The following is an 18,928-nucleotide window of genomic DNA, read 5'->3' on the forward strand; positions in this document are numbered from 1 at the left end:
CATCATGACTCCTCTAATTACCGCAAACCAGTTAGAAGAAATCATCAATAGTGGTGAAGATGTTTTGCTCTGCGACTGCCGCTTTGATTTAACCGATCCAGAGTCAGGCAAGAAAGCGTATGAAGAGAGCCATATTCCGGGTGCGATTTACGTCGATCTTGATCGCGATATGTCAGGCAATAAAACGGGCAGCAATGGCAGACACCCCTTGCCAAGTCCTGAGACATGGGCACAAACTAAAACCCGCTTAGGCATGACCCCCAATACTCTCGTAGTTGCTTATGATAAACAGGGCTCGGTCTATGCCAGCCGCTTGTGGTGGATGCTCAAAGCTACTGGCCATGCGAAGGTTCAAGTCTTAGATGGCGGCCTTGATGCCTGGAATGGCCCTATGGGAACGGTGCCACGCAAACCTAACCCTGCACCCCAAGCCATTGAGCCAAGAACCTATGTTGGGCTTGCCTTAGTAGATGAAGTGGTAGCCAACTTACAAACCAAGAAACTTACAGTCATTGATGCGCGAGCTAACGATCGCTTCCATGGTCAAAACGAAACTTTAGACCCAATTGCTGGACATATCCCTGGCGCAATCAATCATTTCTTCAAAGGCAATTTATCTGCGACTGCATTTAAACCCGCAGAGCAACTCTTTAAAGATTTTGTTGAATTACTAGGCCCTGTTAAACCTGTTGAAGTTATTCACCAATGTGGCTCAGGCGTTACTGCATGTCACAACCTTCTGGCGATGGAAGTCGCTGGTCTCAAAGGCTCTCGCTTATATGCGGGCAGCTGGAGTGAATGGTGCGCTGACCCTAGCAGACCAGTCGAAACTTAAAAACAAACTTTTGAATTAGTGCAGGAGCGAGAGTAGGATCACAAATCCTACGCCGCAGGCAATCAACACTGTTTGACGCAGTGACTCAGCCCAGTGTGGGCGACGGTGCATTTGCGGAATTAAATCGCTCACCGCAATGTAAATAAAACTGCTTGAAGCAATCACGAGCAAATACGGCATCGCTGCATGCGCTTTCTCTAAAAAGAAGTAGGCCAATACCCCGCCCACTACAGCTGACAGACCACAGATGAAGTTGTAGAGCAAGGCGCGCGCGCGTGAGAAACCTGCATTGAGAAGCACAATGAAGTCGCCAATCTCTTGTGGAATCTCGTGAGCAATGATGGCGATCGCCGTAAAGATACCCACTTGATAGTCGGCCATAAAAGCAGCGGCAATCAAAATGCCGTCCACAAAGTTATGAATACCATCACCTACCAAAATCATCCAACCACTGCGCCCTGCATTCTCCGCATCATGACCGTCATGATGGTGGTGACCATCACCTTCGTGATGATGGTCATGGCGCAACAAGGCAATTTTTTCTAGCAAGAAAAATCCTAATAATCCCGCCAACAAAGTCGCAAATAAGTACTGGGGGTTAGTACCCTGCATATTGAATGCTTCGGGTAATGAGTGTAAGAGCGCTGTGGCCAGCAGAATACCAACCGACAAGCTGACCATGTTATTGACCATCTTCGACAGCAGCGTGATTGAAAAACTGGCGGCGACCAAAACGCTAGCAGTACCTGCTAATGCTGTCACCAAAAGAATACTTTGAAGAACCGTCATCGAGAGTTACGCTACGCCCATTTTCTTAAACCAAGCAAGACATTTCTCCCAACCATCTTTAGCAGGGCCTTCGCGATAGGTTGCGCGATAGTCAGCATGGAAAGCATGAGGGGTATCGGGATATACCTCAATCAGAGAGGCTTTTGCCGCAGGATTTTTCGGTGCTGCTTGCGCAAGTGCTGCACGCATTTGCTCAACACTCTCCAAAGAGATGCCAGTATCAGCGCCACCATACAGGCCTAGTACTGGGGCTTTTAAATCTGCAGCTAAATCGACTGGATGACGTGGGCTATTTTCAGTTTTTTCACCAATCACTCTTCCATACCAAGCCACACCTGCCTTGACTTGCGGCAGAGTTGCAGATAGCCAAGTGATGCGCCCACCCCAGCAAAAACCAGTTACACCGACTCGCTTCAGATCACCACCATTTTTGCCAGCCCATACCAAGGCAGCCTGCAAATCATTTAAGACTTGAGCATCGGGTGTCTTGGCCACAATGTTTGCCTGAATTTCAGCAATGGTGCCGTAAGTATTAGGATCTCCTGCGCGCGTAAAAAACTCAGGGGCAATCGCGAGATATCCAAGCTTTGCAAAACGACGTGTGACGTCAGCGATGTATTCATGAACACCAAAAATTTCACTCGCCACGATGATGATCGGCAAATTGCCTTTTGCATTCTCTGGACGAGAAACATAAGCAGGTAGCTGGAAGTTACCAATAGGAATCATTTGCTCGCCTGCTTTGAGGCCCTTAAAGTCGGTCTCAATGGCGGCCGCCATCACAGGATCAGAGGCAGCTACAAAGCCAACACCCAGTGTAGTGACGGCACCACGTAATGCGGTAGCGCCGGCGACCGAGGTTTTCATAAAATTTCTTCTACTATTCAGTGTCTTATTGCTCATCGTGTTTATCTCCTGGCTATTTACTAATGCTACTAATGCGCCTCTTCCCAATTATCGCCAATCCCAATACTAACGACCAATGGCACCTTCAATTGAGCCACATTGCACATCAAATCCGGTAACTTTTCCTGCAACAGATCGATTTCATTCAAGGGAACGTCAAATACCAACTCATCATGTACCTGTAATAGCAGCTTCGTCTTAAGCTGCTCCTTTTCAAGCCAGTCTTCCACGGCAATCATGGCAAGCTTAATCAGATCGGCGGCCGTTCCTTGCATCGGTGCATTAATCGCAGCACGCTCAGCACCCTGACGACGCGGACCATTGGAGCCTTTGATTTCAGGCAACCAGAGACGTCTACCAAAAACAGTTTCTACATAACCATTTTCTCGAGCCTCTAGGCGAGTACGCTCCATATATTGCGCCACCCCAGGATAACGATCAAAGTACTTTGCAATATAGTTTTGCGCTGCTGAACGCTCAATCCCCAGATTGCCTGCTAAACCAAAAGCGCTCATGCCATAGATCAGGCCAAAGTTAATGACCTTGGCATAACGACGTTGCTCTGAATTGACATCATCTAGCGGGATACCAAAAATTTCTGCGGCAGTGGTTTGGTGTACATCTTTGCCATCACGAAAGGCTGCCAAGAGATTTTCGTCTTCCGCAATATGCGCCATGATGCGCAGCTCAATTTGAGAATAGTCCGCTGATAACAATTTGCAGCCCTCAGCCGCTATAAAGGCTTCACGTATGCGACGACCCTCTTCTGTGCGCACTGGAATGTTTTGCAAGTTTGGATCACTCGATGCCAAACGCCCGGTGACTGCCGTTGCTTGCGAAAAGTTGGTATGGACGCGCCCTGTTTTAGGGTCAGCCATGCGCGGTAGCTTTTCAATATAGGTCGACATTAGCTTGGCTAAGCTGCGATAGTCCAAGATACGCGCTGGCAATGGATAGTCCTCTGCCAATTTCTGCAAAACTTCCTCGTCGGTTGACGGTGCGCCTGATGGCGTCTTCTTAATCACTGGCAGTTCCAGTTGTACAAAGAGGATTTCAGCAATTTGCTTGGGCGATTGAATATTGAATGGCTGCCCCGCCAGTTGATGAATCTCACTCTCCAGTTCCAAAAGACGCTTGCCAACTTGCTGGCCTTGCTTGCCCAATAAAGCAGAATCGATTCGTATGCCATTACGCTCCATGATTCCCAGAACCCGCATGGCAGGCATCTCGATCTTTTCATACACATAGAGCAGGCCTGGGCTTTCCTGAATCTGTGGCCAAAGCTCGTGGTGCAGGCGCAAGGTAATGTCCGCATCCTCTGCCGCATAGTCAGTAGCAATCTTCAGATCGACCTGGTCAAAGCCAATTTGATGAACTCCTTTGCCACACACCTCTTCATAGCAGATCGTTTTCATACCTAAGTGGCGTTCAGCCAAACTATCCATATTGTGCGGAAGGTGTGACTCCAGCACATACGACTCGAGCAGAGTATCAAATGCAATGCCGCCTAAAGTAATTCCATAGTTTGCAAAAATATGCGCGTCATACTTTAAGTTTTGCCCTACCTTGAAATGACTCGCACTCTCTAGCCAAGGTTTTAATTTAGCAAGCACTGCATCTCGATTAAGTTGTACTTCACCATTACGATGCGCAACTGGAATGTAACAAGCTTCACCTGGCTTTACTGATAAAGAAATCCCAACCAACTCTGCAGCCAATGCATCTAGGCTGGTTGTTTCTGTATCGACCGCAGTCAGTTGCGCGCTTGCAATTTTTTTTAACCACTTTTCTAAAGCAAGGTCATCAGTGACACACTCGTAGTGACGCTCAATTGCATCCTGAAGATCTGTCGTGTCTTGCGAGAGCGCTTTAGTGGGGGCAGTGGCAATTACTCGTGATTTTTTAGAGTCATTTTCTTCGCTAGTATTGGTGATGGGCGTACCCACCAAATCAAAGGCAGCGGGCTCAGAGCCATCATTTCCTGGGCTGGTGAGCTGCTTTTCAACATCACGCAACCAAGTCTTAAAGGCATAGCGTTCGAATAGCTCTCGAAGCAAAGCAGCATCTTCTGACTTCGCATGCAAATCATCTAAGCCTGGCAAATGAGGAGATAAATCACAATCCGTTTTGACGGTGATGAGTTGTCGCGCTTGTGGCAACCACTCTAAAGAAGCGCGAAGATTTTCACCCACTACACCTTTGACTTGATCAGCGTTGGCCATCAAATTATCGAGATTGCCAAACTCTGCTAACCATTTGTTCGCAGTTTTGGGGCCTGCTTTAGGAACGCCTGGCACGTTATCCACTGCATCGCCAATGATGGATAAATAGTCGACGATGAGTTCAGGAGGTACACCAAACTTTTCCTTTACCCCTTGGATGTCCAGCTTTTCATTGGTCATCGTGTTAATAAGTGTGACAGAGGGATTGACTAACTGGGCTAGATCTTTATCACCAGTAGAGATAATCGTTTCCCAACCTGCTTGGGTTGCTTGGCAAGCTAAAGTACCGATCACATCATCCGCCTCAACGCCTGACACCATCAATACCGGCCAACCTAAAGCTTTGACCATTGCATGAATCGGTTCAATTTGCTTCACCAAATCCTCGGGCATGGGAGAGCGATGGGCTTTGTACTCGGCATACATTTCATCTCGGAACGTCTTGCCCTTGGCGTCAAAGACGCAGGCGATATGGTCAGCCTTGAGCTCAGATCTAGCTCGGCGCATCATATTGACCATGCCATAGATGGCGCCAGTAGGCTCCCCAGCCCCGTTTCTGAGGTCTGGCATGGCATGAAAGGCGCGATACAGGTAGCTAGAACCGTCTACTAACAAGAGTCTATGTTTAGTCATACCGCAATCGTACAATCTAGTTATGAATTGCCTACAGGTCTGGTTAAAGAACCACCCGAGAGTAGGCCAAAAAAGGTGAAAAATGATGCATGCTCTAACAAACTTAATTAGCCATAACCTCAGCCAAAGCCCTGCTTTAATCAGCTTTTTGCTAGCTTTTAGCCTATTTGGAGCAGGATCGGCATTAGCTCAGAATACCAGCCAAGCCCTCAGCCAATCTGAGCTCAACCGAATCAACAACCAGCCGCTTGCTCCTGCGGTGAGTCCAGGGGGAGTCTTGGGTAGCCCAGAAAGTCGCAAACCCAGTTTTCAGCACAAAGAGTCTACTGGTACTGAAATCATTGAGTACAAAGACGCTAACAGCCCAACTCAAGTGCAAGTGAAAACCAAATACACCACTTATGAGATGTCACCACCTGACTCTGTTATGCCTGGACCCCCATCTGGTGAAGGCGGTCTCTTAAGCGTACCTAGTATTAGCATTCCCATTAAGTAAAGAATTGAAAGCATAGTTACTGCTTTATGGCTGTATTCACACCTATTGAATTGAGTGAGATCTCTCCTTGGATTTCTCAACATTTCAATATTGGTGAAGCCACCGATATTCGCGGTATTCATGGTGGGATTGAAAATTCCAATTTCTTTTTAGATACGATCCAAAAGGGTAAGACGCAAGAATACGTTCTCACTATTTTTGAAAGATTGTCCGCCGAGCAACTCCCCTACTACTTGGAGTTAATGCGCCACTTGGCAAACAAGGGCATCCCAGTACCCAAGCCAATTGAAAATCATCAAGGAGAAATTCTTTTCTCTCTAAAGGGTAAGCCTGCAGCCATCGTCAGTAAATTACCAGGCATATCTAGACTGCAACCCGCAGCAAAACACTGCGCACTGGTTGGCGAGATGCTAGCCAAGATGCATTTAGCTGGCAAAGATTTTCCTCAGTCACAAGAAAATCTGCGGAGCCTTGGCTGGTGGCAACAAACCATTCCTTTGGTGTTACCGCATGTCAATTCATCCCAAAAATATTTGCTGACAAATGAACTTGCTACGCAAGAAGCATTTTTTGCTTCCAGCAACTACGATGCACTTCCACAAGGTGCTAGCCATTGCGATCTCTTTAGAGATAACGTGCTCTTCGATCCCAATAGCAGCAACGATCCTCGCGAGGATCAACTCGGTGGTTTCTTTGATTTTTATTTCGCAGGTACCGATAAGTGGTTATTTGATCTTGCTGTGACCGTAAATGATTGGTGTCTAGCTGACAATAAGCAAGATCTCGACCTGGCGCGCTGTGATGCCCTGCTGCAAGCTTATCAAGCTATACGCCCCCTCACCAAAGAAGAGCATGCTAGCTGGCCCCTCATGATGCGCGCTGCGGCACTTCGTTTCTGGGTCTCTCGCCTCTGGGATTTTTATTTACCGCGCAATGCGCAGATGCTCACCCCTCACGACCCAAGTCACTTTGAACGCATTCTTCTCAGCCGTCGCTCCTTATGAAACTAAACACTGTCGCCCCTAAAGAAGGTTATACCTGGATCAGACAAGGGATTTGGCTTTTTAAGCAAAATCCCTTGGGCTTTTTAATGCTGGTCTTTATGTATATCTTCGCCGCACAACTCGCCGTCATCATCCCGGTGATTGGGGTGTTTGCAGTATTGCTTTTAACGCCCACTTTGTCAGTTGGTTTCATGACAGCTTGTCGCCAAGCAATTCAAAAAGAGCGTATTCGTCCTACTGTGTATTTGGTAGCACTTCAATCAGGCGAATTGATTCGTAAACGGATACTGCAGTTGGGATTAATTTATGCGGCTCTAATCTTATTACTCAGCTTTATCTTAAGTCTCTTAGTCGATTTTGAAATGCTCATACCTCTCTTGACGAGCGACACCGTCATTACGCCCGAAGCACTGCGTCAAATCTATTTAGTACTTTTTTTTGGCGCTATCTTGTATATCCCTGTAGCCATGTTGATGTGGTTTTCCCCTGTCTTAGTAGCTTGGGCAGATATGTCGGTTTCTCAAGCGCTTTTTTCTAGTTGGCTTGCCTGTTGGACAAATAAAGCAGCTTTCTTTTTCTACCTCTCCATTTGGAGTGTCGTGTTGATTGCCATTCCTTTGACGATTGGCATGCTGTTTGATGCCTTAGATTTTGGTCAAGCAGCATCCTTCCTTGTCGCCCCCATTTCTATGGCGGGCCTAACACTCATGCACTGCTCTTTCTATGCCACCTGGAAAGCGTGCTTCACTGAAGATGAAGTCATTCTGTAGGTTTTATGAACTTCGTTTTACAGACTGAGATTCATCAATCAATCGCAGCAAGCTTGGCAATACTGAGTTGTAACCACTTCACACCGTGACGCTTGAAGCTCACTTGCGCACGAGCATCTGCATCAACGCCCTCTAAACCAGTCACGCGACCTTCACCAAATTTAGTGTGAAATACATTCTGTCCAATCTTAAATGGATAATCTCCACGCGGCGGTGATGCTAAGCGCTTCACTTCCATTGAAGCTGAGCCTACTCGCTTCACAGGACGCCGTTGATCGCTGCCGGAATCAAAGAAATCGTTAGACTCATATTCACGTTGACGGGTATAGCCGTCTTGCCAAGTCGAGCCTGATCTAGAGCTACCGCCCCAGCGCGCATCTTTCGCTTTAGGCGTTAACCATTTCAGTGAGTCAGAGGGTAGCTCCTCTAAAAAACGGGAGGGCATGTTGTAACGTACCTGACCATGCAACATTCGCGATTGGGTGTGCGACAAATATAAGCGCTCTTTAGCACGAGTAATTGCCACATACATCAAACGACGCTCTTCTTCGAGACCATTGTGCTCGTTAATGCTGTTCTCATGAGGGAACAAGCCTTCCTCAAGACCGGTAATAAAGACCGAGGTGAACTCTAAGCCTTTGGCAGAGTGCACTGTCATCAATTGCACGGCATCTTGACCTGCTTGGGCTTGGTTATCACCCGCCTCTAATGAAGCATGAGATAAAAACGCAGCCAAAGGAGAAATATCTACAACACCAGGCGCATTTTCACCAGGCAGCATCGCAGCGGCAGCATCTTGACCATAGCCTTCTTCCGCAATGAAGGCAGTAGCAGCGTTGATTAATTCTTGTAAGTTTTCAACACGATCTTGTCCTTCGCGTTCAGATAAATAATGTTGAATCAAGCCACTGTGCTGGATCACAAACTCCACCGTTTCAGGCAGGGTGTTATGACGGGTTGCTTCGCGCATATGATCGACTAAGCGAATGAAACCACCCAAGGAAGCGCCGGCCTTACCCTCAAGAGAAGAAGCGGCCAAATACAAAGAACATTGCTGCGCTCTTGCGGCATCTTGTAAGGCTTCAATCGATCTTGCACCAATTCCCCTGGTTGGGAAATTCACCACCCGAGAAAATGAGGTGTCATCGTTCGGATTCTCAAGCAAGCGGAGATAAGCAAGTGCATGTTTAATTTCAGCGCGCTCGAAGAAGCGCAGACCACCATAAACTCGATAAGGAATCGCTGCCGAGAACAAAGCGTGCTCAATAATGCGTGACTGTGCATTACTTCGATACAATAATGCTACCTCTGTACGCTTGATCCCACTATTGATCAGCGCTTTGATTTCATCTACCAACCATGCGGCTTCGGCATGATCACTGGGGGCTTCATAAATACGGACTGGCTCGCCATGCCCTGCATCAGTCCGCAGATTTTTACCAAGACGCTCAGAGTTATTTGCAATCAGGTGATTCGCAGTATCGAGAATGTGGCCGTGTGAGCGATAGTTTTGCTCGAGCTTGACCAATAAGGGATGAAACTGCTTTTCATAGAGGCGCATGTTCTCGACATCGGCACCACGGAAGGCATAAATACTTTGATCATCGTCACCCACCGCAAAGACAGAACTACTACCCATGCCACTCACATTGACTCGACTAGCATCATGTCCGGAAAGCAATTTAAGCCAAGCGTATTGCAAGGCGTTGGTATCTTGAAACTCATCAATCAAGATGTGACGAAAACGTTCTTGATAATGCGTACGAATAGGTTCGCTATGCTTTAGTAATTCATAGCTACGTAAGAGTAGTTCCGCAAAATCAACCACACCCTCACGCTGACACTGCTCATCATAAGCGGCATAGAGTTGCGCCATCTTCGCCTGGAAGTCATCTCCTACCGATAAATCCTTGGCGCGTTGACCGCGCTCTTTGGCATGCGCAATAAAATACTGCAATTGCTTGGGTGGATACTTTTCATCATCTACCTTTAAGCCCTTCAAAAGACGCTTAATCGCTGAAAGTTGATCTTGGGTATCCAATATCTGGAAGGTGGACGGCAAGCCCGCTTCTTTATGGTGAGCTCGTAATAAACGGTTACAAAGACCATGAAAGGTGCCAATCCACATTCCCCGAGTATTGATGGGCAACATGGCGCTCAAACGCACCATCATCTCTTTAGCTGCTTTATTCGTAAAGGTAACTGCCAGCACACCAATAGGAGAAACCTGACCGGTCTGGATCAACCAAGCTATACGGGTGGTCAGTACACGCGTCTTACCGCTACCAGCGCCAGCCAAAATTAAGGCTGATTGGGCTTGGCCATCTGGGCTAACAGGCGGGAGGGTCACTGCCTCGCGCTGTTCTGGATTGAGGTTCGCGAGCAAGTCTGAGTACATCAGCCCAATTATAATTTGCCTCTTATGCCAAACGCCTCAAATACCCCTAATTCACCAGTAGCCGGTTCAGTTGACGAACTGGCCAAATCCTATGAACCCGCTCCAATCGAAGCTTACTGGGGACCAGAGTGGGAACGCCGAGGCATTGCTGATGCCAGCATGGATGAGGGCAAAGACAATTTTTCGATTCAGCTGCCACCACCCAATGTGACCGGCACCCTGCATATGGGTCACGCCTTTAACCAAACCATCATGGATGGCTTGGTGCGTCATGCCCGCATGTCTGGCAACAATACCTTGTGGGTTCCAGGAACCGACCATGCTGGTATTGCCACTCAAATTGTTGTTGAACGGCAACTCGATGCGCAAAAAGTGTCACGTCACGACTTAGGTCGCGAGAAGTTTTTAGAAAAGGTATGGGAGTGGAAAGAAACTTCTGGTAACACCATCACTCGTCAAATTCGTCGCCTCGGCGCTTCGATTGATTGGGGAAAAGAATATTTCACGATGGACAGCAAAATGTCCAAAGCAGTCGTTGAAGTGTTTGTGCGCCTCCATGAACAAGGTTTAATTTATCGCGGCAAGCGTTTGGTGAACTGGGATCCTGTATTGGGAACGGCAGTCTCTGATTTAGAGGTGGTGAGTGAAGAAGAAGATGGCTCCATGTGGCACATCCACTATCCCTTAGCTGATGGCTCAGGCCGCTTGACCGTTGCTACCACTCGCCCAGAGACCTTACTGGGTGACGTAGCAGTCATGATCAATCCAGAAGATGAACGCTACAAACACCTCATTGGCAAATCAGTGAATTTGCCTTTATGTGATCGTCAAATTCCGATCATTGCCGATGACTATGTAGATTTGAACTTTGGTACTGGTGTAGTGAAGGTTACTCCAGCGCATGACTTTAATGACTACGCAGTTGGACAACGTCACCAATTACCGCTCATCAACATCCTCACCTTGGATGCCAAGATTAATGAGAATGCTCCTGCCGCCTATCAAGGCATGGAGCGCTTTGCTGCTCGTAAACAAATCGTGGCCGATTTAGATGCTGCTGGTTTATTAGAAAAAGTTCAGCCACATAAACTGATGGTGCCCCGTGGTGATCGCACCCAAACCATTATTGAGCCCATGCTCACTGACCAGTGGTTTGTGGCGATGTCTAAACCCAGTCCAGATAACCAATATCAACCGGGCTCATCGATTGCCGGTGCTGCATTGGATGCGGTAACCAAAGGTGATATCAAACTGGTTCCAGAAAACTGGATTAATACTTACACCCAGTGGTTAGCCAATATTCAAGATTGGTGTATCTCTCGCCAACTCTGGTGGGGCCATCAAATCCCGGCTTGGTATGGTGATGATGGACAGATTTTTGTGGCACGCTCAGAAGATGAGGCCAAAGCGAAGGCTGCTGCTGCAGGCTACACAGGCAAGCTCAATCGCGATCCAGATGTGTTAGATACTTGGTTTAGCTCTGCGCTTGTGCCCTTTAGTTCATTAGGCTGGCCAGAAGAAACACCTGCTCTCAATCACTTCTTGCCATCATCCGTATTAGTAACTGGCTTTGACATCATCTTCTTTTGGGTGGCGCGCATGGTCATGATGACTTGCCACTTCACCGGTAAGGTGCCTTTCCATACCGTCTATGTTCATGGCTTAGTGCGTGATGCAGAAGGTCAAAAGATGAGTAAGTCCAAAGGCAACACTTTGGATCCAATTGATTTGATCGATGGCATCCAGATTGAAGACCTAATCGGTAAGCGCACTACAGGCCTCATGAATCCCAAGCAAGCAGAGAGCATTAGCAAGAAAACCAAGAAAGAGTTTCCGGAAGGTATTCCAGCATTTGGTACTGATGCTTTACGTTTTACTTTTGCATCCCTTGCCTCGCTCGGTCGCAACATTAACTTTGACCAGAAGCGCTGCGAAGGCTATCGCAACTTCTGTAACAAGCTTTGGAATGCGACGCGTTTTGTACTGATGAACTGCCCTGGTGGTGATGAAGACAATGGCTTAGCGCCTTGTGATAACCAATGTGGCCCAGAAGGCTATTTAGATTTTTCACCAGCAGACCGCTGGATTGTGTCCCAACTACAGAGAACGGAAGCCGAGGTAGCAAAAGGCTTCCAGAACTATCGCTTTGACAATATTGCTAGCAGCATCTATCAATTTGTCTGGGATGAGTATTGCGATTGGTACCTAGAGCTTGCCAAGGTACAACTCCAAACCGGCACACCAGCGCAGCAACGCGCAACTCGTCGGACCTTGCTACGCGTGCTAGAAACCATCTTGCGTATGGCGCATCCACTCATTCCGTTTATCACTGAAACACTCTGGCAAACCGTTGGGCCAAAGTCTGGCAAGGAATTAGCAAAACAAACTCAGCAAACCATCGCCTTGCAACCCTACCCTGTTGCTCAGCCTGAAAAGATTGATGAGCAAAGTGAAGCCTGGGTTGCCCAAGTGAAAGCGATTGTGGATGCCTGCAGAAATCTGCGCGGCGAAATGCAGGTACCCCCAGGGCAAAAAGTGCCGCTGTGGATTTATGGTCCAGAAGTCTTCTTACAAAAAGCGACTCCTTACTTACTCGCATTAGCCAAGCTCGCTGAAGTCAAAATCTATAGCGATGAATCCGCCCTCGAAAAAGATGCGCCTGGCGCACCAATTGCATTAGTTGGCGATATCAAGCTCTTACTCAAAATCGAAGTGGACGTGGCGGCTGAGCGTATTCGACTTGGTAAGGAAATTGAACGCCTTGCTAATGAAATCACTAAAGCCCGCAGCAAATTGGGAAATGAAAGCTTTGTGGCTCGCGCCCCTACCGAAGTTGTATCCCAAGAAAAACAGCGCCTTGCTGGATTTGAACAAAATCATGAGAAGCTTGTTGCACAATTAGAGCGTCTTCAATAAAGATCGGATATCCCATGCCATTGACTACTAAAGCCGTTACAAAAGCCGTCTTCCCTGTTGCCGGTCTTGGTACCCGTTTCTTGCCAGCCACCAAGGCAAGCCCAAAAGAGATGCTCAATGTGGTCGACAAGCCACTGATTCAATACGCAGTAGAAGAGGCAATTGCCGCTGGCATTACTGAAATGATTTTTGTCACTGGTCGCAGCAAGCGTGCCATTGAAGATCACTTTGATAAAGCGTATGAGCTCGAAGCAGAGCTCGAGGCTAAAAATAAACAAGCGCTACTAGACATCGTGCGTAACGTGAAACCCAGTCATGTTGACTGCGTATATGTCCGTCAGCCTGAAGCACTAGGTTTAGGTCATGCCGTATTGTGCGCAGAAAAACTCGTTCGGGATGAACCCTTCGCTATCATTTTGGCTGATGACTTATTAGATGGTCAGCCTCCAGTCCTCAAGCAAATGCTCAATGTCTTTAATGAGCAAAACGGCTCTGTCATTGCAGTTGAAAAAATTGATCCAGCAAAAAGTAGTTCTTACGGCATCGTCGCCGGCTCAGAAGTGGCCAAGGGCATCTACCGCCTCAACGGTATTGTTGAAAAACCTCAACCTCAAGATGCGCCTTCCAACCTCGCTGTGGTTGGTCGTTATGTGCTCTCCTCAGAAATCTTCAAACACATCCGCAATCTCAAGCCTGGCGCTGGTGGCGAGATCCAACTCACCGATGCGATTGCAACCTTGCTTAAGGAAGAGCCAGTATTTGCTTATGAATATGATGGCGTGCGTTATGACTGCGGTAGCAAGTTGGGTTATCTCAAAGCGTCGGTGGAATTTGCATTGCGCCATCCCGAGGTTTCTGCTGATTTTGCAGCCTACTTAAAGAGTCGCTCTTTAACTTAAGGCTGCTTGGCTTGTTTATCTTCTCTTTAAGAAGAACACCAAGACATCACCTTCAGTACTGCTAGCAATCAGCTCATTGCCCGTTTGCTTCGCAAAGGCTGGAAAATCTCTCGCCGCTCCTGAATCAGTTGCCTTGATCTTTAAGACTTCACCAGACTGCATTGTTGCCAATGCTTTCTTGGTACGTAAAATCGGCAGTGGGCAGTTCATGCCAATCGCATCCACTTCTGCATTAAATGCAATACTTGCTACATCATTCATTTACTAGCCACCCAATCTTTAACACCTTCTAAAGCAGTACCAAGCTTAGTGGGATCGTTACCGCCAGCCATGGCCATCTCTGGCTTACCGCCACCTTTGCCGCCAACCTGCTGCGCAACAAAGTTCACGAGATCACCAGCTTTCACTTTGCCAATCGAATCTGCAGTCACACCGGCAATCAAGCTGACCTTATCGCCTTGCACAGAAGCCAAGACAATCGCAGCCGTTTTGAGTTTGGCTTTTAGTGCGTCCATAGTTTCGCGAAGAACCCCTGCATCGGCGCCGTCCAATCTAGCAGCTAATACTTTTAAGCCGTTGACGTCAATAGCCTGACCAGCAAGCTCATCGCCTTGGCTAGCGGCTAATTTGGAATTGACTTTTTCTAATTCGCGCTCAGCCTGACGCAAGCTATCTTGCAGTTGCGCAACCCGATTCACTAAATCGCCAGGATGGGTTTTGAGGATGGCTGCAGCCTCGTTGATTTTGTCTTCAAGGCCTTGCAAAAAGTGGAGTGCATTACTACCAGTCACTGCCTCAACTCGACGAATACCAGCAGCAACCCCGCCTTCAGAAACAATCTTCAAACTACCGATATCGCCAGTACGTGACACGTGAGTACCGCCACACAATTCTTTAGAGCTGCCTATTTCTAAAACACGGACTTCATCGCCATACTTCTCACCAAAGAGCATCATGGCACCAGTCTTTTGGGCATCGTCTAAAGACATGACTTTTCCAGAGGTGGCTGTATTCTCCAAGATCTCTGCATTCACAATATCTTCAATACGACGAATCTGTTCAGCCGTTATAGGAGCATTGTGCGTAAAGTCAAAACGGGTTTTAGTTGCATCGACTAAGGAACCTTTTTGTTGCACATGATCGCCCAAGACTTCACGCAGAGCTTTGTGCAAAATATGGGTTGCACTGTGATTACGCATCGTATCGGTTCTTTGCTGCACATCGACCAAGGCATTGAGTGCATCACCTACTTTAAGCTCGCCCTCGAGCACCTCACCTTGATGACCGAATACGTCAGCTTGAATCTTGAAGGTGTCATCTACTGAAAAACGGACAGACTCATTGCGAAGCTCGCCCTGATCACCGACCTGACCACCAGATTCAGCGTAGAAAGGGGTATTGTCTAAAACGATTACCGCAGCATCACCTGCTTTTACTGAGGCAACTTCAGAGCCATCGATGTATAGCGCAGTCACTTTGGCGCCCTCATGTTTCAAGGAATCGTAGCCGTGAAACTGCGTCGGCTTTCCTTTGTAATCTAAACCTTGAGCCACTTTGAACTTACCGGCTGCTCTGGCTTGATCACGCTGCTTTTGCATAGCGACTTCAAAACCTTCGGCGTCTACTGTCACACCACGTTCGCGACAAACGTCTGCTGTTAAATCTAATGGGAAACCAAATGTGTCGTGCAAGCGGAAAGCAGTTTCACCGTCAACCATTTTGGCGCCTCCCGCTAATGCACCATCCAAAATTTCCATGCCATTGGCAATCGTTTGGAAGAAGCGTTCTTCTTCTTGCTTGAGTACTTCACTCACTTTATCTTGCGCAGCACGCAACTCTGGATAGGCCTCGCCCATCTCTTTTACGAGTGCAGGGACTAGTTGATAGAAGAATGGTTTACGTGCCCCTAACTTATAGCCATGCCGAATCGCACGACGTGCAATACGACGCAAGACATAACCACGTCCTGCATTACCGGGAATCACACCATCCACGACAATAAAACTACAAGCCCGAATATGGTCAGCAATCACTTTTAATGAAGGGCTTTCCGCATCACAGTTCTCGCCGCCAGCAGCGTCTACCGCTTCCTTAGAAGCCCTGAGTAGGTTGACGAAGAGGTCAATTTCATAATTAGAATGCACGTGTTGCAAGACGGCAGCAATGCGCTCAAGGCCCATACCCGTATCGACGCTAGGCTTAGGCAATGGATGCATGACGCCTGCCTCATCGCGATTGAACTGCATGAACACGTTGTTCCAAATTTCGATAAAACGATCGCCATCTTCCTCTGGACTGCCAGGAGGACCGCCTGGAATGTGAGCACCGTGATCATAAAAAATTTCAGTACAAGGTCCGCAAGGGCCGGTGTCACCCATCATCCAGAAATTATCGGAAGCGTAACGCGCCCCTTTGTTATCCCCAATCCGAATAATGCGATCTGCAGGAACGCCAATTTGGTCTTTCCAGATGGCATAGGCTTCGTCATCTTCTGCATAGACAGTAACTAACAGTCTATCTTTTGGCAGCTTAAACACTTGGGTCAATAAATCCCAAGCAAATTGAATCGCATCTTTTTTGAAATAGTCTCCGAATGAGAAATTACCCAACATTTCAAAAAAGGTATGGTGGCGGGCGGTATAGCCCACGTTATCCAAGTCATTGTGTTTTCCACCCGCCCGAATGCACTTTTGCGCTGTCGTGGCACGATGATAGGAGCGCTTATCAAAGCCCAAAAACACGTCCTTAAACTGGTTCATGCCTGCATTCGTAAATAGCAGGGTAGGATCATCCCCAGGCACTACCGGGCTGGAAGTGACGATTTGGTGGCCTTTTTCGGCAAAGAAATCCAGGTAAGCCTGGCGAATTTGGGAGACTTTCATGTCAATAATTATCGCATTGGCACTAGCCTAGGGCAAAAGCTAGGCAATATGCCCTCGTCCTGCCTTACAATCCCACAACATTAATATAAATCGGCACCTTAGCAATTAAGTCGACATACAAGGAGAGCAACTTGAAAATTCGCAATCAACGGGATTTTGGGGCGGGGGTCATGTATATGGTCATCGGCCTCTTCTTTACCATTGTGGCCACCCAATATCCAATGGGAACTGCCGCCAAAATGGGTCCCGGTTATTTCCCATTTTTCCTCGGCATCTTGATGACTCTCTTGGGCCTGTTGGTTCTTATCAAATCTCTGAGTGCAAAAGCTGCTATCGAATCTATTCCCAAGTTCAACTGGAGGGTGATTGCGCAGATTACTGGATCGGTTGTTCTTTATGGTTTGTTATTGCCAAGAATGGGATTCTTAATTGCCGTTGTTGTGCTAGTTTTAGTCTCCGCCAGCGCCAGCAAAGAATTTACTTGGAAGGGCTCACTGATTAATGCCGGTTTTCTCGTAGCCTTTACGTATTCAGTCTTTGTGATGGGCCTGAAACTTCAGTTCCCACTCCTGCCTGTCTTCCTACAACAATAACGAACCGGGACTCTGAAAAATGGATTTATTTACTAATTTAGCTCTTGGTTTTGATACCGCATTTACCTTACAGAATCTTCTGTACTGCCTGATTGGCTGTATCTTAGGAACCCTCATTGGTGTTTTGCCTGGACTTGGCCCGATCGCTACGATTGCGATGCTCTTGCCAGCTACGTATGCATTGCCTCCCATTGCTGCATTGATCATGTTAGCCGGTATTTACTACGGCTCACAATATGGTGGCTCAACCACTGCGATTTTGCTCAATATCCCTGGGGAGACGTCCTCGGTGGTGACGGCGATTGACGGCTACCAAATGGCCCGCAATGGCCGAGCAGGCGTTGCCTTGTTTACCGCTGGTATGGGTTCATTCTTTGCAGGTTGCGTCGCAACTTTGGTGTTGGCTGCTTTTGCTGCCCCTCTTTCCCAACTTGCCTTTAAGTTTGGACCTGCTGAATACTTCTCCCTCATGGTCTTGGGTTTAATTGGTGCCGTGGTATTGGCATCCGGATCTTTGATCAAGGCAATCGGCATGATCGTGCTAGGCCTACTAATGGGCTTGATTGGTACTGACGTCAACTCTGGTGTATCGCGCTATGCGTTTGATATTCCCGAATTGAGTGACGGTATTGGCTTTGTGGCAGTTGCTATGGGCGTATTCGGCTTCGCAGAAATCATGGGCAACCTTGAAAAAACGGGCGATGACGAAGGTTTCTTGAACAAGATGACCACCATGATCCCAACCAAGCAAGATGTAAAACGTATGATCCCATCGATCTTACGCGGTACAACGATTGGTTCAATCTTGGGCATTCTGCCTGGTGGTGGCGCAGCACTAGCCGCATTCGGTGCTTACTCTGTCGAGAAGAAATCTTCTAAGTACAGCCATGAGTTTGGTAAAGGCGCAATTGAGGGCGTTGCTGGTCCAGAATCGGCGAATAACGCAGCTGCTCAAACCTCCTTCATTCCATTGCTCACATTAGGTATTCCACCAAATGCGGTGATGGCCTTGATGGTTGGTGCGATGACAATTCATAACATTCAACCAGGTCCACAAGTAATGACCAGCAACCCAGCTTTGTTCTGGGGTCTGATTGCATCCATGTGGATTGGTAACGTGATGCTGATTCTCTTGAACTTGCCTTTGATTGGTATCTGGGTAAAGCTCTTGAAGATTCCTTATCGCTTCCTCTACCCAGCGATCTTGGTGTTCTGCTGTATCGGTGTATATACAGTGAACAATACGGTGTTTGACGTGTATGTCACGGCAGGCTTTGGCTTGATTGGTTACCTCTTCTTCAAACTCGGTTGCGAACCTCCTCCATTACTCTTGGGCTTTGTGCTTGGACCGATGATGGAAGAGAATTTCCGTCGTGCGCTACTCTTGTCGCGCGGTGATTTCACAACCTTTGTCACTCGCCCACTCTCCTTAGGATTGCTCATTGCAGCAGCCCTCTTAGTCGTGATCGTGGCTTTGCCAGCAGTAAAGAAGACCCGCGAAGAAGCATTCGTCGAAGACTGATTGTCTTAGACCTTACAGAAACGAGCCCGCAGCAGTTTGCGGGCTTTTTCTTTATGGTGCGGG

14 protein-coding genes are annotated in these 18,928 nt (G+C 47.7%); 8 read left to right on the forward strand and 6 right to left on the reverse strand.

The genetic code is table 11. The features are described from left to right. The first annotated feature begins 4 nt into the window (after positions 1 to 4). The gene (locus C2756_RS09005; RefSeq protein WP_215318767.1) at positions 5 to 835 is read left to right on the forward strand and encodes a sulfurtransferase; all 831 of its coding nucleotides are present in this window, start codon (positions 5 to 7) and stop codon (positions 833 to 835) included. Between the two features lie 15 nt (positions 836 to 850). Here C2756_RS09005 and C2756_RS09010 read toward each other — a convergent pair whose 3' ends face one another. From C2756_RS09010 to polA, 3 genes are all read right to left on the reverse strand, one after another. Further along, a complete protein-coding gene (locus C2756_RS09010; protein ID WP_215318769.1) occupies positions 851 to 1,624 on the reverse strand; it encodes a ZIP family metal transporter in 774 nt (257 codons plus the stop codon). 6 nt (positions 1,625 to 1,630) lie between these two features. Further along, entirely contained in the window at positions 1,631 to 2,491 is an 861-nt protein-coding gene (locus C2756_RS09015; RefSeq protein ID WP_251372039.1) for a dienelactone hydrolase family protein, read from the reverse strand. A gap of 68 nt (positions 2,492 to 2,559) precedes the next feature. Beyond that, positions 2,560 to 5,385, reverse strand: coding sequence for a DNA polymerase I (polA, locus tag C2756_RS09020; protein WP_215318773.1), 2,826 nt, complete (start codon positions 5,383 to 5,385; stop codon positions 2,560 to 2,562). An 82-nt stretch (positions 5,386 to 5,467) separates the two neighbouring features. Between polA and C2756_RS09025 the strand changes: the two genes are divergently transcribed. From C2756_RS09025 to C2756_RS09035, 3 genes are read left to right on the forward strand one after another with little or no spacing between them, the layout of a single operon-like run. Then, a complete protein-coding gene (locus C2756_RS09025) occupies positions 5,468 to 5,881 on the forward strand; it encodes a hypothetical protein (protein ID WP_215318774.1) in 414 nt (137 codons plus the stop codon). A 26-nt stretch (positions 5,882 to 5,907) separates the two neighbouring features. Beyond that, positions 5,908 to 6,885: a homoserine kinase gene (locus tag C2756_RS09030; protein WP_215318776.1), complete on the forward strand. Its 978-nt coding sequence runs from the start codon at positions 5,908 to 5,910 to the stop codon at positions 6,883 to 6,885. Continuing rightward, positions 6,882 to 7,655 (forward strand): BPSS1780 family membrane protein, encoded by a 774-nt coding sequence (locus C2756_RS09035; RefSeq protein WP_215318778.1) that lies wholly within the window; start codon positions 6,882 to 6,884, stop codon positions 7,653 to 7,655. Before C2756_RS09030 ends, C2756_RS09035 begins: the two co-directional genes overlap by 4 nt. A 34-nt stretch (positions 7,656 to 7,689) precedes the next feature. Here C2756_RS09035 and C2756_RS09040 read toward each other — a convergent pair whose 3' ends face one another. Next, positions 7,690 to 10,053: a UvrD-helicase domain-containing protein gene (locus C2756_RS09040; RefSeq protein ID WP_215318780.1), complete on the reverse strand. Its 2,364-nt coding sequence runs from the start codon at positions 10,051 to 10,053 to the stop codon at positions 7,690 to 7,692. A 24-nt stretch (positions 10,054 to 10,077) separates the two neighbouring features. On the opposite strand from C2756_RS09040, the gene C2756_RS09045 reads away from it, so the two are divergent. Beyond that, complete coding sequence (locus C2756_RS09045) at positions 10,078 to 12,969, forward strand: valine--tRNA ligase (RefSeq protein ID WP_215318788.1); 2,892 nt, start codon at positions 10,078 to 10,080, stop codon at positions 12,967 to 12,969. A 14-nt stretch (positions 12,970 to 12,983) separates the two neighbouring features. After that, a complete protein-coding gene (gene galU, locus C2756_RS09050; protein WP_215318790.1) occupies positions 12,984 to 13,868 on the forward strand; it encodes a UTP--glucose-1-phosphate uridylyltransferase GalU in 885 nt (294 codons plus the stop codon). Between the two features lie 15 nt (positions 13,869 to 13,883). Here galU and C2756_RS09055 read toward each other — a convergent pair whose 3' ends face one another. Both C2756_RS09055 and alaS read right to left on the reverse strand, forming a co-directional pair. Then, the gene (locus C2756_RS09055; protein ID WP_215320936.1) at positions 13,884 to 14,111 is read right to left on the reverse strand and encodes a sulfurtransferase TusA family protein; all 228 of its coding nucleotides are present in this window, start codon (positions 14,109 to 14,111) and stop codon (positions 13,884 to 13,886) included. A gap of 14 nt (positions 14,112 to 14,125) precedes the next feature. Further along, positions 14,126 to 16,750 (reverse strand): alanine--tRNA ligase, encoded by a 2,625-nt coding sequence (gene alaS / locus C2756_RS09060; RefSeq protein ID WP_215318792.1) that lies wholly within the window; start codon positions 16,748 to 16,750, stop codon positions 14,126 to 14,128. Between the two features lie 131 nt (positions 16,751 to 16,881). Between alaS and C2756_RS09065 the strand changes: the two genes are divergently transcribed. Further along, on the forward strand, positions 16,882 to 17,343 hold the full coding sequence (locus C2756_RS09065) for a tripartite tricarboxylate transporter TctB family protein (protein ID WP_215318794.1): 462 nt from the start codon (positions 16,882 to 16,884) through the stop codon (positions 17,341 to 17,343). A 19-nt stretch (positions 17,344 to 17,362) separates the two neighbouring features. Continuing rightward, positions 17,363 to 18,865 (forward strand): tripartite tricarboxylate transporter permease, encoded by a 1,503-nt coding sequence (locus tag C2756_RS09070; RefSeq protein ID WP_215318796.1) that lies wholly within the window; start codon positions 17,363 to 17,365, stop codon positions 18,863 to 18,865. Positions 18,866 to 18,928: the final 63 nt, after the last annotated feature.

It is taken from the genome of Polynucleobacter sp. UB-Siik-W21, from assembly GCF_018687415.1.
In the GTDB taxonomy this organism is placed as follows: Bacteria; Pseudomonadota; Gammaproteobacteria; order Burkholderiales; family Burkholderiaceae; genus Polynucleobacter.

Excerpts from the sequence above, each read along its gene's own strand:
- C2756_RS09045 (WP_215318788.1), top strand. The coding sequence starts at position 10,078 with ATGCCAAACGCCTCAAATACCCCTAATTCACCAGTAGCCGGTTCAGTT.
- C2756_RS09025 (WP_215318774.1), top strand. The coding sequence starts at position 5,468 with ATGATGCATGCTCTAACAAACTTAATTAGCCATAACCTCAGCCAAAGC.
- C2756_RS09030 (WP_215318776.1), top strand. The coding sequence starts at position 5,908 with ATGGCTGTATTCACACCTATTGAATTGAGTGAGATCTCTCCTTGGATT.
- galU (WP_215318790.1), top strand. The coding sequence starts at position 12,984 with ATGCCATTGACTACTAAAGCCGTTACAAAAGCCGTCTTCCCTGTTGCC.
- C2756_RS09015 (WP_251372039.1), bottom strand. The coding sequence starts at position 2,491 with ATGAAAACCTCGGTCGCCGGCGCTACCGCATTACGTGGTGCCGTCACT.
- C2756_RS09035 (WP_215318778.1), top strand. The coding sequence starts at position 6,882 with ATGAAACTAAACACTGTCGCCCCTAAAGAAGGTTATACCTGGATCAGA.
- C2756_RS09040 (WP_215318780.1), bottom strand. The coding sequence starts at position 10,053 with ATGTACTCAGACTTGCTCGCGAACCTCAATCCAGAACAGCGCGAGGCA.
- C2756_RS09070 (WP_215318796.1), top strand. The coding sequence starts at position 17,363 with ATGGATTTATTTACTAATTTAGCTCTTGGTTTTGATACCGCATTTACC.
- C2756_RS09010 (WP_215318769.1), bottom strand. The coding sequence starts at position 1,624 with ATGACGGTTCTTCAAAGTATTCTTTTGGTGACAGCATTAGCAGGTACT.
- C2756_RS09005 (WP_215318767.1), top strand. The coding sequence starts at position 5 with ATGACTCCTCTAATTACCGCAAACCAGTTAGAAGAAATCATCAATAGT.
- alaS (WP_215318792.1), bottom strand. The coding sequence starts at position 16,750 with ATGAAAGTCTCCCAAATTCGCCAGGCTTACCTGGATTTCTTTGCCGAA.
- polA (WP_215318773.1), bottom strand. The coding sequence starts at position 5,385 with ATGACTAAACATAGACTCTTGTTAGTAGACGGTTCTAGCTACCTGTAT.